The sequence below is a fragment of the Mesorhizobium sp. BR1-1-2 genome (genome assembly GCF_020165435.1).
GTDB lineage: Bacteria > Pseudomonadota > Alphaproteobacteria > Rhizobiales > Rhizobiaceae > Mesorhizobium.
Map to the genome: position 1 here is coordinate 131,269 of NZ_JAIUID010000011.1, position 16,685 is coordinate 147,953.

The following is a 16,685-nucleotide window of genomic DNA, read 5'->3' on the forward strand; positions in this document are numbered from 1 at the left end:
GAATTCAGATCCTCCGGGGGCTGAGGAACGGGATTTCTCCCTCAAGTTACGTGCGACTATCGGCGCCGGGCCTTAACAAGTCCTTACCGGGTACCGAAAAAATTTACGAATGTGTACCACTCGTGAAATCTAGGTAAATTCGCGCGGCAGATTTGATTAACCATGCCAGGCGGGCGATCACTCGGCCAATTGCGGCAGGTTTCTGAACAGCTCGAGCGCCTCGGGATTGGCGAGCGCCTCCTTGTTCTTGATAGCGCGGCCATGCACGACATCGCGCACCGCAAGCTCGGTGATCTTGCCCGATTTGGTGCGCGGAATGTCTGACACGGCGACGATCCTGGCCGGCACGTGGCGCGGGCTGGCGCCGGCGCGGATTTTCGCCCGGATGCGCTTCTCCAGATCCTCGTCGAGCTGAACGCCGGCGGCCAGCCGCACGAACAGGACCACGCGTACGTCATTGTCGAAATCCTGGCCGATACAGAGCGCCTCCAGGATTTCCGGCATCTGCTCGACCTGATTGTAGATCTCCGCCGTGCCGATGCGCACCCCACCCGGATTGAGCGTCGCGTCGGAGCGGCCGTGGATGATCATGCCGCCATGAGCGGTCCACTCGGCGAAGTCGCCATGGCACCAGACATTGTCGAAGCGCTCGAAATAGGCGGCCCGGTATTTCTTGCCCTCGGGGTCGTTCCAGAAGCCGATCGGCATTGCCGGAAACGCCTTGGTGCAGACCAATTCGCCTTTCTCCTGCCTGACCGGCTTGCCGTCGTCGTCCCAGACGTCGACGGCAAGGCCGAGGCCTGGTCCCTGGATCTCTCCGGTCCATACCGGTTCGGTCGGGACGCCGAGCACGAAGCAGGAAACGATGTCGGTGCCGCCGGAGACCGATGCCAGATGCACATTCTTCTTGATGCCGTCGTAGACGAAGCGGAAATCCTCGGGCGAGAGCGGCGAACCGGTCGAGGAGATGGCGCGCACGGTGGACAGGTCATGGCTGCGGATCGGCTTGAGGCCGGTCTTGCGCACCGAATCGATGAATTTCGCCGAGGTGCCGAAGAAGGTCATCTTCTCGGCATCGGCGAAATCGAACAGCGCATTGCCGTTGGGGTAGAAGGGCGAGCCGTCATAGAGCAGCAGCGTCGCGCCCGAAGCGAGGCCCGACACCAGCCAGTTCCACATCATCCAGCCGCAGGTGGTGAAGTAGAAGAAGCGGTCGCCGTCGAGCAAGCCTGCGTGCAGGCGGTGTTCCTTGAGGTGCTGGATCAGTGTTCCGCCGGCCGAATGGACGATGCATTTGGGAATACCGGTGGTTCCGGACGAGAACAGGATGTAGAGCGGATGCGAAAACGGCAGCCGCTCGAAGGCGACCTGCCTGACGGCGAAGGGCGACAGCGCCTCTTCCATCGCCACGGCCTTGTCGATTGTATCAGCGATATCGGCCGAGGTGCCGAGATAGTCGACGACCACCACCTTGCGAACGGTGCCCAGTTTCGCGGCCACCGCGCGGACCTTGTCGGCGACCTCGATCGCCTTGCCGTTGTACCAATAGCCGTCGGGCGCTATGAAGACGACGGGTTCGATCTGCCCGAACCGGTCGAGCACGCCCTGTTCGCCGAAATCGGGTGAGCAGGACGACCACACCGCGCCGATAGAGGCGGTTGCGAGCATGGCGGCGACTGTTTCCGGCATGTTGGGCATCATCGCAGCGATACGGTCGCCCTTCTTGACCTTGAGCGACAGGAAGAGCTGCTGGAAACGCGAGGTGAGCGCATGCAGTTCGTTCCAGGACAGCCGGCGCTCGACCTTGTCCTCGCCGCGAAATACGATCGCTTCTCCGGCTCCGGTCTTCCTCAGGAGGTTCTCGGCGAAATTCAGCGTCGCGTCGGGAAAGAAGGCCGCTCCCGGCATCTTCTCGCCATCGACAAGCACGCGCCCGCCTCCGGCGCTGCCGTTGTCGCCGACGATGCCACAGAAATCCCAGACCAGGCTCCAGAACGTTTCGCGATCCTCCACCGACCAGCGGTGAAGGTCGGCATAGGAGGTCAGGGGCATGCCGCTCTTTGCCGCGGCGGCCTTCATGAAGGCGGTCAGCGGCGCAGCGTCGATCTGGTCCTGCGTTGGGGTCCAGAGTGGTACTTCGGCAGCCATGATGGGTCCTCCCAGGATCGCCATCGCTTATGCATATTGCGCCGCAGCAGAGCAAGATTTTGTTCGGCCGGGGCGCCCAGATGTGCGCAAATGCCATCGCCGGGCCATAAAGACTTGAAATGCGTCGGCCCTAAGTCGTAGTGACGACTAGAAGTCGTGGTGACAACTGGAAGTCGTGGTGACGACTGGCAGTCGTGTGACGACCGGGTTTACACCCGCCGGACGATCTTTGTCGGAACGAAAGCATACGGGGCGATATGCCATCATCTTTGATCCGACGCGGAACATGGGCGATCGGCGCTGCCGTGATCGTCATCGCGCTGGCGATCGCCGCCCTGCCGCTCATCGCTTCGACGCGCATCGTGCGCGATCGCATCGCCTGGGAATTAAGTGCCTGGAGCGGTTTCCGCGTCGCCATCGAAGGCTCGCCGCGCATTGAGGTCTGGCCGAACTTCCGGGCGATCCTGACGGATGTGACGCTTTCGAAGTGGACCGACGTCGACGCACCGCCGGTCGTCGAGGCCGAACGGGTCGAGGTCGACCTCTCGGCCATGGCGGCGCTGCGCGGCGACGTGGTGTTTTCCACGGCGCGGCTGGTGCGGCCGACGATCAGGGTCCAGCGCACTGCGAGCGGCCTGTTCCTGCCCACCGCTCCGACCGGCGGCCGCATCGCACGCGCCATCGACGTGGCGCGCGGCGTGGTCGGTGCGGACCCCGCCAAGCCCGATCTTGACAAGCTGCCGGCCGACACTTTCGGCACGGTGGAGTTCAGGGACGGCCGCATGGTGGCGTCCGTCAACGGCAAGGACGAAGAGGTGCTGAGCAGCCTGAGCGGCCAAGCGACATGGGCGGCTATGAACAGCAATGCGACGCTCTCGGCGACCGGCATCTGGCGCGGCGAAAGCGTCGCCGTGGACGCCGCATCGCCGAAGCCGCTGGTGTTGTTTGCCGGAGGCATGGCGCCGCTGACGCTGTCCTTCAAGGCCGCGCCCGCCACCTTCTCTTTCGACGGCATGGCCAGCATGTCCGAAAACGCCTATCTCGACGGCCAGGCCAAGTTTTCGGCGCCCTCGCTGCGCCGCGTGCTTGAATGGTCGCAGGCCGATATCGCGCCGGGCGCCGCGATCGGCTCCGTCAGCGTCTCGAGCAAGGTGACCGCGACGGCCGGCCGGGTCAAATTCGAAAACACCGCACTCTCCCTCGACAATAACCCGGGAATGGGTGCCCTGGACCTGTCGCTCGGCGACACACAGCCGGTGATCTCCGGCACGCTCGCCTTCGACACGCTCGATTTGAGGTCGTTCCTGTCCGCCTTCACGCCGCTCGGACCGGCAAGCGGCGCAGGTCCAAGCGAAGCCGACACGAATTTCGCCGACCGGGTCAATCTGGACCTCCGGCTGTCTGCGGCGCACGCCACGGCAGGCTCCATCCAGCTTGCCGACGTCGCCGCCACGGCCCAGGTCAAGGACGGCCTGTCCGTTTTCGACATTTCCGACGCCTCTGCCTTTGGCGGCAACATCCAGAGCAGCCTTCGTTTCGACCGCAAGCCCGAGGGCAGCCAGGTCGAGATCCGGCTGTTGGCTTCCGATATCGATGGCGGCGCTTTCGGCACGGCGGCCGGGATGACGCGACTGGTGCCGGTCGGCACGGGGACCGTGTCCGTCATCCTCAAAGGGCCCGGCAGGACCTGGGACTCGATTTTCGAAACCGCCGACGGCTCGGTTTCGGCGACCTTCGGGCCAGGCGCGCTCAGCAAGTTCAACCTGCCCGCCTTTCTCAAGCATACCGAACAGGGCGGCTTCTTCGCGCTCGATGACGTCTCGGACGGGACGCTGCCGATCGATGGCGCCGAACTGAAGGCAACCATCTCGAAGGGCGTGGCGAGACTGGACAAGGCCGAGGCCAATTCGGCGAAGTACAAGATCTGGCTTTCCGGCATCGCCTCCTATGCCGGACGGGGGCTGGCGCTGTCGGGCGGTGTCATCCAGCCGGACCAGGTCGCCACGCAGGCAAATGGCCAGCAAGGCCCCAAGCAATCGTCCTTCTTCGTTGGCGGGACATGGAGCACGCCGTTCATTTCGCCGATCAACCGCGGCGTGTCGGGCGAATAAGCGGCCTTTCGGCCTCTTTGTTCAAGCATGATCTCTGGACAAACCGAACCGTTTGTCCGTGAAAGCCTGTGCTTGCTTTTCGGGATCATGCCCAGCCTGTTCGGGCATGATCTCGCCCGAAAACCGGTGCCCACTTTTCGGGATCATGCTCAGCCGCGTTGCGCGGCCTGTTCGTCGCGTTGACGCTGGACCTCGCGACGCTTGTTTGCAAGGGAAGCGACGATGACACCGACCGCGACGACCGCGATCAGAATGGTGCAGGCGGCGTTGATCTCCGGCGTCACGCCGAGACGAACCTGGCTGTAGATCTTCATCGGCAGCGTGGTCGCGCCCGGCCCCGAGGTGAAGCTGGCGATGACCAGGTCGTCGAGCGAGAGCGTGAAGGCAAGCATCCATCCCGACACGATCGCGGGCAGGATGACGGGCAGCGTGATCTGGAAGAATGTCTTGACCGGCGGCGCGCCGAGATCCATCGCCGCCTCCTCCAGCGAGCGGTCGAAGGATACCAGGCGCGACTGCACGACGACGGCGACGAAGCACATCGTCAAGGTGGTATGGGCGAGTGTGACGGTGAGGAAGCCCCGGTCCAGGCCGACAGCGACGAAGAGCAGCAGCAGCGACAGGCCGGTGATGACTTCGGGCATGACCAAAGGCGCGAACACCATGCCGGAGAACAGCACCCTGCCCCGGAAACGCGTGTAGCGTGTCAGCGTCAGCGCCGCCAGCGTGCCGAGCACGGTCGCCGCCGTGGCCGAAATGACGCCGACGCGCGCCGTCACCCAGGTGGCATCCATGAGGCCCTGATTGTGGAACAGCGACACGTACCATTTGGTCGAAAAGCCGCCCCAGACGGTGACCAGCTTGGATTCGTTGAAGGAGAACACGATGAGCAGCACGATCGGCAGATAGAGGAAGGCGAAACCGAGCACGATCGAAGTGATGTTGAAGCGGCTCCAGGTGGTGTTCATTTGTCCTGCTCCTGCGCCTTCGCCTGGGCCTGCTGGAAGATCATGATCGGAACCGTCAGCAACAGCAGCAGGATGACGGCGACGGCGGAAGAGACCGGCCAGTCGCGATTGGCGAAGAACTCGTTCCACAACGTCTTGCCGATCATCAGCGTCTGCGACCCGCCAAGCAGATCGGGAATGACGAATTCGCCGACCGCCGGAATGAACACCAGCAGGCAGCCGGCGATCACGCCGGGCAATGACAGCGGGAACGTGATCTTCCAGAACGCGCTGGTCGGCGGACAACCAAGGTCCTTGGCCGCCTCGATCAGCGAATAATCCATTTTTTCCAGCGACGAATAGAGCGGCAGCACCATGAACGGCAGGTAGGAGTAGACGATGCCGATGAAAATCGCCGTATAGGTGTTGAGGATGACCAGCGGCTGGTTGATCAGGTGCAGCGACAGGAGCAACTGGTTGAGCAGCCCCTCGGGCTTCAGGATGCCGATCCAGGCATAGACCCGGATCAGGAACGAGGTCCAGAACGGCAGGATGACCAGCATCAGCAAGGTCGGCCGGATCGTCGCCGGCGCGCGGGCCATGCCGTAGGCTATGGGGTAGCCGACGATCAGCGTCAGCACGGTCGAGATCGCCGCGATGATCAGACTGGTGACATAGGCGTTGAAATAGAGCGCGTCCTGCGTCAGCCAGGCATAGTTGTCGAAGTTGAGATCGCGAAAGCCCGCGAAGAAGCCGGAGACGCCGTCGCTGAAATCAAGCACCGGCGTATAGGGCGGCATGGCAATCGCCGTCTGCGACAACGAGATCTTGAAGACGATGATGAAGGGGACGAGAAAGAAGAACAGCAGCCAGAGATAGGGAATGAAGATGACGAGACGGTTGACGAAGCCGGCGCCCAGCCGCGCCAGCAACGGTTTGGCCGCGGCCGGTAGGGCGGCGTCGGTGGCGGCGATGTCGGACATGTCACCCCCTACCGCGTCAGCACGACGCCGGCATCCGGCCGAAAAGAGACCCAGGCGCGGTCGTTCCAGGTCAGCGGGTCTTCGGTGATGCGCGCCGCGTTCAGGGCGCTTGCCCGCACGAGTTGCCCGTCGTCCAGCCGGACGTGGTAGACGGTCATGTCGCCGAGATAGGCGATGTCGTAGACCTCGCCCTCCAGCGCATTGACGCCGTCGGCCGGCTTCTTGGACGACACCTTGATCTTCTCCGGCCTGATCGCGAAGACGATATCGGCGCCCGCGGCGGCGGCGTTGCCGGCATTCTCGACGAGAATCTGGGCGCCGGTCGCCCCGGTGATGCGCGCCGTCTTGTCCGTCCGTTCGGCAACCTTGCCCTCGAACATGTTCACGTTGCCGACGAAATGCGCGACGAAGCGCGACGCCGGGGCCTCGTAGACTTCCGCTGGCGTCGCGACCTGCATGACCTCGCCCTTGTCCATGATGGCGATGCGGTCGGCCATGGTCATGGCCTCTTCCTGGTCGTGGGTGACGACGACGAAGGTTAGGCCGAGTTCCTGCTGAAGATCCATCAGTTCGAACTGCGTCTCCTCGCGCAGCTTCTTGTCGAGCGCGCCGAGCGGCTCGTCGAGCAGCAGCACCTTCGGCCGCTTGGCGACCGAACGGGCGAGCGCGACACGCTGGCGCTGGCCGCCGGAGAGCTGGTGCGGCTTGCGCTTGGCGAACTGCTCGAGCTTGACCAGCTTGAGCATCTCGGCGACGCGCTTTTCGACGTCCGGCTTGGCCATGCCTTCCTGCTTGAGGCCGAAGGCGATGTTGTTCTCCACCGTCATATGCGGAAACAAGGCATAGGACTGGAACATCATGTTGACCGGCCGGCGATAAGGCGGGATGCCGCGCAGATCCTGGCCGTCGAGCAGGATGCGGCCTGATGTCGGCTCCTCGAAGCCGGCGAGCATCCTTAGCAGCGTCGATTTTCCGCAACCGGAGGCGCCGAGCAGGGCGAAGAACTCGCGCTCGAATATGGTCAGCGAGAGATTGTTGACGGCGGTGAAGTCGCCGAACTTCTTGGAGACGTTATCGAACTGGATGTATGGCTTGGCGTTCGGATCGTTCCAAGGCGCGAAATCCCTGCGGATGCTGCCAAGCGATTTCATGTGCCCACTCCGTCCTGCTGTTTTGCCCCATCAAAAGAAGGAGGCCCGGCAGGGTGGCTGCCGGGCCTCCTTGGACTGGCTACTGACCGGTGACGATTTTGGTCCAGGTGCGCGTGATGACGCGCTGGGTCTTGGGATCGTAGGGCGAGATCGTAAAGAGCTTCTGCAAGGTCGCGGCGTCCGGGTAGACAGCCGGATCGTCCAGAAGCGCCTTGTCGACGAATTGCTGGGAAGCCTTGTTGCCGTTGGCATAGAGCACGGCGTTCGACGATTTGGCGATCACCTCCGGCTTCATCATGTAGTTCAGGAACTCATGCGCCTCGGCGACATGCGGCGCATCGGCAGGGATTGCCATCTGGTCGAACCACATTTCGGCGCCTTCCTTCGGCACGGCGTAGCCGATCTCGACGCCCTGCTTGGCCTCCTCGGCGCGGTTGCGCGCCTGGAACACGTCGCCCGACCAGCCAACCGCCAGGCAGATGTCGCCATTGGCCAGAGCGTTGATGTATTCGGAGGAATGGAACTTCCTGATGTAGGGCCTGATCTTCATCATCAATTCCTCGGCCTTGGCAAAATCGTCCGGCGACGTGGTCTCAGGATCGATGCCGAGATATTTGAAGGCAGTCGGGAAGATGTCGGTCGGCGAATCCAGGACATAGACGCCGCAATCCTTCAGCTTGGCCAGCTTTTCCGGATTGAAGAACACGTCCCAGCTGTCGATCTTGTCGGTGCCGAGCGCTGCCTGCACCTTCTTGACGTTGTAGCCGAGGCCGACCGTGCCCCACATATAATTGATTGAATATTCGTTGCCGGGATCGTATTTCGCGGTCCGTTCCGAAACCGTGTCCCACATGTTGGAGAGGTTCGGCAGCTTCGACTTGTCGAGCTTCTGGAACACGCCGGCCTGGATCTGGCGGGCAAGGAAATTGCCGCTCGGCACGACGACGTCATAGCCGCTGCCGCCGGCAAGCAATTTGGTTTCCAGGATCTCATTGGAATCGAACGTGTCATAGACCACCTTGATGCCGGTCTGCTTGGTGAAATCATCGATGACCGTGGGGTCGATATAGTCCGACCAGTTGAAGACATTGACGACGCGGTCCTCGGCGTGGCCGCCGAGCGTAAAGAGCGCCAGAAATGCCGAAGTCGCCGAAAGCCAGAGCGCTTTGCGGATCATGCTATTCTCCTTTGGTGAGTGTTCCATCGCCGGCGCGTCGCGGTATCCGCGCGGCCGGGCATTTGCTTCAGACTATTGAGCTTTCCAGGAGGCGACAAGCGCCAATTGCCGCGTCGCCGGCTGTCGCAAGCGATGCTCGCGCGCCACTGTCCTGGGCTGGAAGGAGTCGCCGCATCGTCAGAAGCTTTCGCCCCCGCGCAGGCAGAAATACTGGAATGTGATCCGGTCTCGATCGGGTCGCCGGGGAGACTTGGCAAGATAAGCCTGTCTTGTTGTTGCCGTGGTCCCAGCCTGCCCGCGCGGCAGCGAACTTGTCAATGGCAAAGCTAGGGCGCCGCATCAATTCGGCGACGGCACGCCGGTGACCCCTGCCCTGACTGGCCGCGTCTGTCGCTTGAACTCCAGTCCGATATGGACGAGCAGCGCCGTGACCACCACGGCGCCGCCGACGATGGTGCGGCCCGACGGCACCTCGGAATGGATCAGCCACACCCATATCGGCCCGAGGATCGGCTCAAACGTGCCCAGCAGCGCGGCGACGGCGGCCGGGATCAGCCGCGCGCCGGTGGCGAAGAAGGCGAGGCCGAGGCCGAGATTGACCACGCCGAACACGAAGAGAAAACCCATATCGCTGCCCGATACGGCGAAGGCCGAAGCCTGCGAGGCGGCAAAGCCCGCCGCCAGGATGGTGCCGAGGCAGGTCGCCGGCGTCATGCGCACGCTGGAGAAGCGCCGTGTGATGACGGTGGCGATCGAGAACATGACGGCGATCAGCAGCGCCAGCCCGTCGCCTATGGGCGAAACGGCGCCATCGAGCGATTCCGACACCATGATGGCGACACCGGCGATGACGGCGGCAATCGCCAGCCAGGTCGCGACCGCCACTCTTTCGCGAAAGAGCGCCCAGGCAAACAGCGCCGCAAGCAGCGGCACGCCGGCCTGCATCAACAGGATGTTGGCGACGGTGGTGTAGGCAAGCGCCACGACGAAAGAGGTCGATGCGGTAGCGAAGCAGAACCCCACGGCAAGGCCGGGCAGGCCCATGCCGCGAAACGACCTCAGCATGCCGCGCCAGCCATCACGCCAGACCATGAAGCAGAGCAGGAAGGCCGCCGCCCATACGGAACGCCAGAACACCACCGTCCAGCTGTCGCCGGCGATGATGAAGCGGGCGATCGTGCCGCCGAAACTCCACATCAATGCCGACAGGAACACGAGCAGGAAGCCGATGCGCTCCTCCCGCTGCGGGACGGTCGATGAACGAGCGATCGGCGATGATGCGGTGTCGGTCATGGGTACGACTGTCGAGGTTTTGAGTACGGCACAATGCGCAAGGGACGACAAAAACGTACCTTATTCGGGTAACGCAAAGGCGCGGGCCCGGCGTGATCCAGAGACCGCCGGCGATTGTGGCAAGTCCGCCATGGGAAGCGTCACTGGAAATCGAAGGCGCTCAGGCCCGTCACCATCTCGTCGAGGCCAAGCGGGCGCGTCACCGGCGGCTCGGCGCGCGTCAGGCAGCCGACGCGCTCGCAAAGCCGGCAGGCGGGCCCGACCGGCGTCGCCGCTACCGCGCCAGCTCCGCCTTTTCCAGCCGTCGGGCCGGGAAGTGCCGCACCGTAGACGATGTCGTCGCGAAAGCCGATGTCGCATGCGAGCAGCAGCGCAGTGCGGCGCGGCCGCTCGGAGAACGCGCCTTGCGGCCCTTCCAGCGTGCGGGCGATGCAGAGGAACTCGGCGCCGTCGGGCATTTCCACCGCTTCGACGAAAATCTGGCCGGGCTGGCTGAAGGCGACGTGCACGGGAAGCTTGGGACAAGCGCCACCGAAGCGGCTTTGCGGAAAGCCTTGGCTGCCGGCTTTGCGGAAGCGATTGCCGGCATTGTCGATCTCCAGCATGAAGAACGGCACGGCCGCGGCGCCTTGCCGCTGCAGCGTGGTCAGCCGGTTGGCCGCCTGCTCGAAGGAAACGCCGAAGCGCGAGCGCAGCACGTCGATATCGTAGCGGGCACGAACGGCCGCCGCGTGGAAAGCCTGGTAAGGCATCATCAGCGCATGCGCCGCGTAGCGCCCGAGTTCGAACCGGGCGAGGCGGCGGGCCTCGTCTGTGGACAGTTTCAGCGCCTGGATCTCGCCGGCGACCGCGACGGTCATGCGGATAAGGCATGCCTCCATCGCTATTTCGCGCAATTGGTCGAACGGCGACAGGCGCTCGGACAGGAACAGGCGCTGCGAATGGCGATCGTAACGGCGGCGCCAGTTCGGCATTGTGGCGACCGGCAGCACCTTGACGACGATGCCGTATTCGCGCTTCAGCCAGGCCTTCAGCGCGGCAGACAAATCGTCGCCGGGATCGAGCACCGAAGTGAACGCTTCCGCCTCTTCCTCGATATGCGCAAAATGGTTCGGCCGACGCTCGAAGGTCTCATGCACCTCGTCGATCGGCAGGCGGGCGCTGGAAAGCGCCGTCACCCGCCCCTCGCGCGCAAGAAGCTCGTTGAGGTCGGACAGGCGCTCGGCCTGCTCGCGATAGGCACGGAACAGTTTTATCACGGCCGCGGAGGCATTGGGCGCGGCTTCGGCAAGCTCGATCAGTTCCTGGTCTCCCGGCAGTTCGCCAGCCAGCAGCGGATCGGCAAACACTTCCCTCAAGGCCGCGACAGAGCCGCCCGCTTCGCCCTGCAGCTCACGCGGATCGACCTTGTAGGCGGACGCCAGCTTCAGGATCAACTGCACCGTCAGCGGCCGCTGGTTGCGCTCGATCAGGTTGAGATAGGATGGCGAGATGCCGAGGCCTTCGGCCATTGCCGTCTGGGTCAGGCCCTTGGCGTTGCGGATGCGGCGGATACGCGGCCCGGCAAATATCTTCTGGTCGGCCATGGACGTCCTTGACAGGAATTTACATTTCAGTCGCTGCTACGCTGCCGTGCCAGGCTTTACAATAATTACAAATTTACCTCGGCGATCTGTCAAACACAATACAGATTTTCCCTTATTGATGGCGCGATTCTTCGATTTCCCTAGCTCATTTCGCCTCCCACTGTAAATTCAGTCACATCCAAACGCGGCGAGGGGAATGCCGCCGAGCCACAGAGAAACAATCCTCCGGAGTAGAGCATGACTGATTTTTACAACCTCGTCCCCTCGGCCCCTGAGGGTCGCTTCGACGGCATCGAACGTCCCTATTCGCCGGAGGATGTGACGCGACTGCGCGGCTCGGTGCAGATCCGCCAGAGTCTGGCGGAAATGGGCGCCAACCGGCTGTGGAAGCTCATCCACGAGGAGGACTTCGTCAACGCGCTCGGCGCCATGTCCGGCAACCAGGCAATGCAGCAGGTGCGCGCCGGGCTGAAGGCGATCTACCTGTCTGGCTGGCAGGTCGCCGCCGACGCCAACACCGCCTCTGCCATGTATCCGGACCAGTCGCTCTACCCGGCCAATGCCGCGCCCGAACTCGTCAAGCGCATCAATCGCACCTTGCAGCGCGCCGACCAGATCGAGACCTCCGAAGGCAAGGGGCTTTCGGTCGATACCTGGTTCGCACCTATTGTCGCCGACGCCGAAGCCGGTTTCGGTGGGCCGCTCAACGCTTTCGAGATCATGAAGGCGTTCATCGAGGCAGGTGCCGCCGGCGTCCATTACGAGGATCAATTGGCATCGGAAAAGAAGTGCGGCCATCTCGGCGGCAAGGTGCTGATCCCGACCGCGGCCCACATCCGCAATCTCAATGCCGCACGTCTGGCAGCCGACGTGATGGGTACGCCCACCCTGGTCGTGGCGCGCACGGACGCCGAAGCGGCAAAGCTGCTCACCTCCGACATCGACGAGCGCGACCAGCCTTTCGTCGACTACGACGCCGGGCGCACGGTGGAAGGCTTCTACCAGGTGAGGAACGGTATCGAGCCCTGCATCGCGCGCGCCGTTGCCTACGCTCCCCACGCCGACCTGATCTGGTGCGAAACCTCGAAGCCCGACCTGGCGCAGGCGAGGAGGTTCGCCGAGGGCGTGCACAGGCATCATCCCGGCAAGCTGCTGGCCTATAATTGCTCGCCCTCGTTCAACTGGAAGAAGAACCTCGACGACGCCACGATCGCCAGGTTCCAGAAAGAGCTCGGCGCCATGGGCTACAAGTTCCAGTTCATCACGCTGGCCGGTTTCCACCAGCTCAACTACGGCATGTTCGAACTCGCCCGCGGCTACAAGGAGCGGCAGATGGCAGCCTATTCCGAGTTGCAGGAAGCCGAGTTCGCGGCGGAGGCCAACGGCTACACCGCGACCAAGCACCAGCGCGAGGTCGGCACCGGCTATTTCGATGCCGTGTCGATGGCGATCACCGGCGGACGGTCATCGACCACGGCCATGCATGAATCGACCGAGCACGCCCAGTTCAAACCGGCTGCGGAATAGCAGACCAGGGATCTCGGCAAACGCCCAAGGGCATACAGCAAGGAGAAGACCAATGGCATCGATAAGCCGCGTCAAGGAACGGGCCGAAGAGCAGTCGACCACGATGAGCATCGACCAGCAAGCGACGATCCGCATGCTGGCCAACGATCTGCACCGGCTCAACCAGTCGGTGATGAAGGCGGTGGAAGCCGGCGTCTCGGTCGAGCTGGTGCGCTCGGCACGACACCATGGCGGCGACGGCAATTGGGGGGACCTGTTGATCCCGGTCATCGTCACGCAGCAAAGCCATGGCTGATCGAAGATCGCGCAGGGCCGCCTCTCACCTGCGCCGTGTATGCGCAGGTGAATTTTATCTTCATGCAACCAAGGAATGGACAGAGCAGTACAGTACTGTTGCTTGAATTGACTGCTGCGGGAATGCTTTCCAGAAGCTTTTTATTTCGGCTTGACAGGGACCGCGATCTCACGCCAATTGTCGCCTGATTTCAACTCTGCATTGAAATGGGACGAGTTTCTTGGCTGACTTGGGTGCCCAGTGAAGCGTGACGACGAAAGCGCGAGACGTCCGAATCTGGTGAGCCGGGATTCAGCCACGGAGACGATCCGTCAGACCTCGCAGGTGCTCGTTGTCGGCAAGTCGCCGATCAATCGGGTGGTGATTTCCAAGATCGTCGAGCGGTCCGGGCTCAAGCCGATCTCGGAATCACCCGACATGGCGGCGAAGACCTTGCGCTTGCTGGTCCTGGCCGTGATTGTCCTGGACGGCGGCGCCGATAACAGGGACTGCGACACTCTGATGCCCGGCATCGAGCTGTTGCGGCGGGCCTCGGGCAAATCGCTCCCTGCGGTGGTATTGCTTTCAACCAAGAACGGCACGCCGGAGAGCCTGGGCCTTTCAAACATCGTCGACGCGGTGGTGGCCAAGCCGATCACGCCCGAGCGATTGCAGCCGGTGATTGATCGGCTGGTCAACCGCTGAAGGCAGCGAGTAAGCCTATCCGGCGAGGCTCTCGATCAGTTCGGGCAGTTGTCCGAGATCGGAGATCTGCCGGAAGCGCGGTTCGGCAATGGGCGCTTCGACATGTTCAAGCACCCAGGTCAATTCGTGCGGCACATGAACTCCCCAGCCGCCGGCCTCGATGGCCGGCAGCACATCGGACTTCAGCGAATTGCCGACCATCATGCTCCTGGCCGGGCCATCGCCATGACGACTGAAAACGCGCGCATAGGTAGCCGCGTTCTTGTCGCTGACGATCTCGATCGCGTCGAACAGATCCCCGAGGCCGGACCCGGCCAGCTTGCGCTCCTGGTCGAACAAATCGCCCTTGGTGATCAGCACGAGGCGAAAGGCGCCGGCGAGCCGCTCCACGGTCTCGCGCGCATGCGGCAAGACCTCGATCGGGTGACTCAGCATCTCGCGGCCGGCGCCGAGGATCTCCGATATGATCGAAGCCGGGACGCGAGCTTGCGTGACCTCGATCGCCGTCTCGATCATCGACAGCGTGAATCCCTTGATGCCGAAACCATAGACGGCAAGGTTGCGCCTCTCCGCCTCCAGCAGCCGTGCCGAGATATGTTCCTCTTCGCCGTGATCGGCGAGCATGGCGGCAAGCCGCTTCTCGGTCATGCGGAAGAACTGTTCGTTCTGCCACAGCGTATCGTCGGCATCGAAGCCTATGGTGGTCAGTTGGCCGGTCTTTTGCATCGACGCCTTCTCATGTGTAAACGAGGCTGAACCTAAGCTCACGGCCGCGATTTTCAACCGCAACGGCCGATACCAGCGGCTCCCCTTCCCTTCGGTCGCCGGGCACGGCTATACTCCTAAATCCGCAACCCAATCTGGTGAATAATGCCGCCTGCAAAAAAGGAAGTCCGTCCGTCGAGTCGCGGAGGGCGCGCCCGCACGCCTGCTTTCGTGAAAAACCTGCGTGGCGTCAAGAACTGGAAGGAAGTCAGCGAATGGCTGGACTGGCGCGGCATCGAAGACATCGAATGCATTACGCCTGACCAGGCCGGCGTCGCCCGCGGCAAGATGATGCCGTCGAAGAAATTCACCTCCAACACCTCGCTGGCGCTGCCTTCAGCCGTGTTCATGACCACCATTTCAGGCGGCTATCCCGAGGACGGCAACGGCTTCCATTATCCGGAGGACGACGGCGACCTCAAGCTCATGCCGGACCTGTCGACGCTGACGGTGGTACCCTGGGAGGAAGACCCGACGGCGGCCGTCATCTGCGACCTCGTCCACCAGGATGGCCGCTCGGTGGAATTCACGCCGCGCAACGTCTTGAAGCGTGTTCTAGCCGCCTATGACAGGCGTGGGCTGAAACCGGTGGTGGCACCCGAGATCGAGTTTTATCTGGTGCGCAAGAACCCGGATCCGGACTACCCGCTGACACCGCCCGTCGGCCGTTCGGGGCGGGCGATCGGCGGCGGCGCCGGCTATTCGATCGCCGGCGTCAACGAATTCGACGAACTGATCGACGACATCTATCATTTTTCCGAAAGCCAGGGCCTGGAGATCGACACGCTCATCCATGAGGAGGGCGCCGGCCAGCTCGAGATCAATTTGCGCCACGGCGATCCCGTCGAACTCGCCGACCAGGTATTCATGTTCAAGCGCACCATTCGCGAGGCGGCGCTGAAGCACGAAATCTACGCCACCTTCATGGCCAAGCCGATCCAGGGTCAGCCGGGCTCCGCCATGCACATCCACCAATCGGTCATCGACAGGAAGACGGGCAAGAACATCTTCTCGGCCGAGGACGGCTCGGAAACCGAGGACTTTTTCCATTTCATCGGCGGCATGCAGAAGCATGTGCCGAACGCGCTGGTGATGTTTGCGCCCTATGTCAATTCCTACCGCCGGCTGACACAGGCGGCTTCAGCTCCGGTCAACAACAAATGGGGCTACGACAACCGCACAACGGCATTCCGCGTGCCGCGCTCGGATCCGGCGGCGCGGCGCGTCGAAAACCGCATCCCCTCCTCCGACGCCAATCCCTACCTGGCACTGGCCGCTTCGCTCGCTTGCGGGCTGATCGGCATCACCAACAAGATCAAGGCCGAGCCTCCGGTGCTGACCACCGCCAATGCCGACGAGATCGACCTGCCGCGCAGCCTGCTCGAAGCCGTCGACCTGTTCGAGGGCGACGAGGAACTCTGCGCACTTTTGGGCAAGTCCTTCGCCGCAACCTACGCGGCGATCAAGCGGGCGGAATTCGAGACGTTCATGGAAGTGATCAGTCCTTGGGAGAGGGAGTATTTGTTGCTGAATGTTTAGGGGAATAAGGCAGTAGGGCAGTAGGGCAGTAGGGCAGTAGGGGTGACAGTCGATGGTGAAGATCGAGTCCTACAAGGATCTGATCGTCTGGCAGCAGGCCGTGGAGTTGGCGGTATCAATCTATGAAGCTACAAAAGCCTGGCCGAAAGAAGAGCTCTATGGGCTGACAGCACAGCTGCGTCGGGCAGCTACCTCTGTGCCTGCCAACATCGCCGAGGGCTATGGTCGGGAAAGCCGCGCTTCCTATCAGCAGTTTCTGAGGATCGCGCAGGGATCTCTCAAGGAACTCGAGACCCATCTGCTGATCGCACAGCGCGTCGGAATTACGTCGCATGAAGCAGCCGAACCATTGATGACCCGGAGCGAGAGCGTGGGGACGCTCTTACGGCTTTTGATCCGCAAATTGTCGCCTGAATAGTCCCACCTACTGCCCTACTGCCCTACTGCCCTACTGCCCTACTGCCCTACTGCCCTACTGC

The 16,685-nt window shown here is 62.7% G+C and carries 14 protein-coding genes; 6 read left to right on the forward strand and 8 right to left on the reverse strand.

Annotated elements, in window-relative coordinates:
- Positions 1 to 177: 177 nt before the first annotated feature.
- Positions 178 to 2,148, reverse strand: coding sequence for an acetoacetate--CoA ligase (locus LB551_RS22545; protein ID WP_224660528.1), 1,971 nt, complete (start codon positions 2,146 to 2,148; stop codon positions 178 to 180).
- Positions 2,149 to 2,405: 257 nt separating this feature from the next.
- On the opposite strand from LB551_RS22545, the gene LB551_RS22550 reads away from it, so the two are divergent.
- Positions 2,406 to 4,259 (forward strand): AsmA-like C-terminal region-containing protein, encoded by a 1,854-nt coding sequence (locus LB551_RS22550; RefSeq protein WP_224660529.1) that lies wholly within the window; start codon positions 2,406 to 2,408, stop codon positions 4,257 to 4,259.
- Positions 4,260 to 4,408: 149 nt separating this feature from the next.
- Here LB551_RS22550 and LB551_RS22555 read toward each other — a convergent pair whose 3' ends face one another.
- From LB551_RS22555 to LB551_RS22580, 6 genes are all read right to left on the reverse strand, one after another.
- The gene (locus tag LB551_RS22555) at positions 4,409 to 5,227 is read right to left on the reverse strand and encodes an ABC transporter permease subunit (protein WP_140552855.1); all 819 of its coding nucleotides are present in this window, start codon (positions 5,225 to 5,227) and stop codon (positions 4,409 to 4,411) included.
- A complete protein-coding gene (locus LB551_RS22560; RefSeq protein WP_140498523.1) occupies positions 5,224 to 6,189 on the reverse strand; it encodes an ABC transporter permease subunit in 966 nt (321 codons plus the stop codon). The genes LB551_RS22555 and LB551_RS22560 overlap by 4 nt, the downstream gene beginning before the upstream one ends.
- A gap of 8 nt (positions 6,190 to 6,197) precedes the next feature.
- Positions 6,198 to 7,340: an ABC transporter ATP-binding protein gene (locus LB551_RS22565; RefSeq protein ID WP_140552857.1), complete on the reverse strand. Its 1,143-nt coding sequence runs from the start codon at positions 7,338 to 7,340 to the stop codon at positions 6,198 to 6,200.
- A 79-nt stretch (positions 7,341 to 7,419) separates the two neighbouring features.
- On the reverse strand, positions 7,420 to 8,517 hold the full coding sequence (locus tag LB551_RS22570) for a polyamine ABC transporter substrate-binding protein (protein ID WP_140552858.1): 1,098 nt from the start codon (positions 8,515 to 8,517) through the stop codon (positions 7,420 to 7,422).
- 339 nt (positions 8,518 to 8,856) lie between these two features.
- The gene (locus LB551_RS22575; protein ID WP_224660530.1) at positions 8,857 to 9,810 is read right to left on the reverse strand and encodes a DMT family transporter; all 954 of its coding nucleotides are present in this window, start codon (positions 9,808 to 9,810) and stop codon (positions 8,857 to 8,859) included.
- A 140-nt stretch (positions 9,811 to 9,950) separates the two neighbouring features.
- Complete coding sequence (locus LB551_RS22580; protein ID WP_224660531.1) at positions 9,951 to 11,396, reverse strand: short-chain fatty acyl-CoA regulator family protein; 1,446 nt, start codon at positions 11,394 to 11,396, stop codon at positions 9,951 to 9,953.
- Positions 11,397 to 11,633: 237 nt separating this feature from the next.
- Between LB551_RS22580 and aceA the strand changes: the two genes are divergently transcribed.
- The 3 genes from aceA to LB551_RS22595 all read left to right on the forward strand — a co-directional run bounded on the left by aceA (position 11,634) and on the right by LB551_RS22595 (position 13,902).
- Entirely contained in the window at positions 11,634 to 12,923 is a 1,290-nt protein-coding gene (aceA, locus tag LB551_RS22585; RefSeq protein ID WP_224628244.1) for an isocitrate lyase, read from the forward strand.
- Positions 12,924 to 12,975: 52 nt separating this feature from the next.
- Positions 12,976 to 13,218 carry a hypothetical protein gene (locus tag LB551_RS22590; protein ID WP_140498529.1) on the forward strand — a complete coding sequence of 81 codons (243 nt, stop codon included), beginning with the start codon at positions 12,976 to 12,978 and terminating at the stop codon, positions 13,216 to 13,218.
- A gap of 240 nt (positions 13,219 to 13,458) precedes the next feature.
- Entirely contained in the window at positions 13,459 to 13,902 is a 444-nt protein-coding gene (locus LB551_RS22595) for a response regulator (protein WP_181172613.1), read from the forward strand.
- A 15-nt stretch (positions 13,903 to 13,917) separates the two neighbouring features.
- Here the strand turns inward: LB551_RS22595 and LB551_RS22600 are convergent, their stop codons facing one another.
- A complete protein-coding gene (locus tag LB551_RS22600) occupies positions 13,918 to 14,628 on the reverse strand; it encodes an HAD family hydrolase (protein WP_224660532.1) in 711 nt (236 codons plus the stop codon).
- A 144-nt stretch (positions 14,629 to 14,772) separates the two neighbouring features.
- On the opposite strand from LB551_RS22600, the gene LB551_RS22605 reads away from it, so the two are divergent.
- Positions 14,773 to 16,206, forward strand: coding sequence for a glutamine synthetase family protein (locus LB551_RS22605; RefSeq protein ID WP_224660533.1), 1,434 nt, complete (start codon positions 14,773 to 14,775; stop codon positions 16,204 to 16,206).
- A gap of 55 nt (positions 16,207 to 16,261) precedes the next feature.
- Positions 16,262 to 16,624: a four helix bundle protein gene (locus tag LB551_RS22610; RefSeq protein WP_224628338.1), complete on the forward strand. Its 363-nt coding sequence runs from the start codon at positions 16,262 to 16,264 to the stop codon at positions 16,622 to 16,624.
- The last annotated feature ends 61 nt before the right edge of the window (positions 16,625 to 16,685 follow it).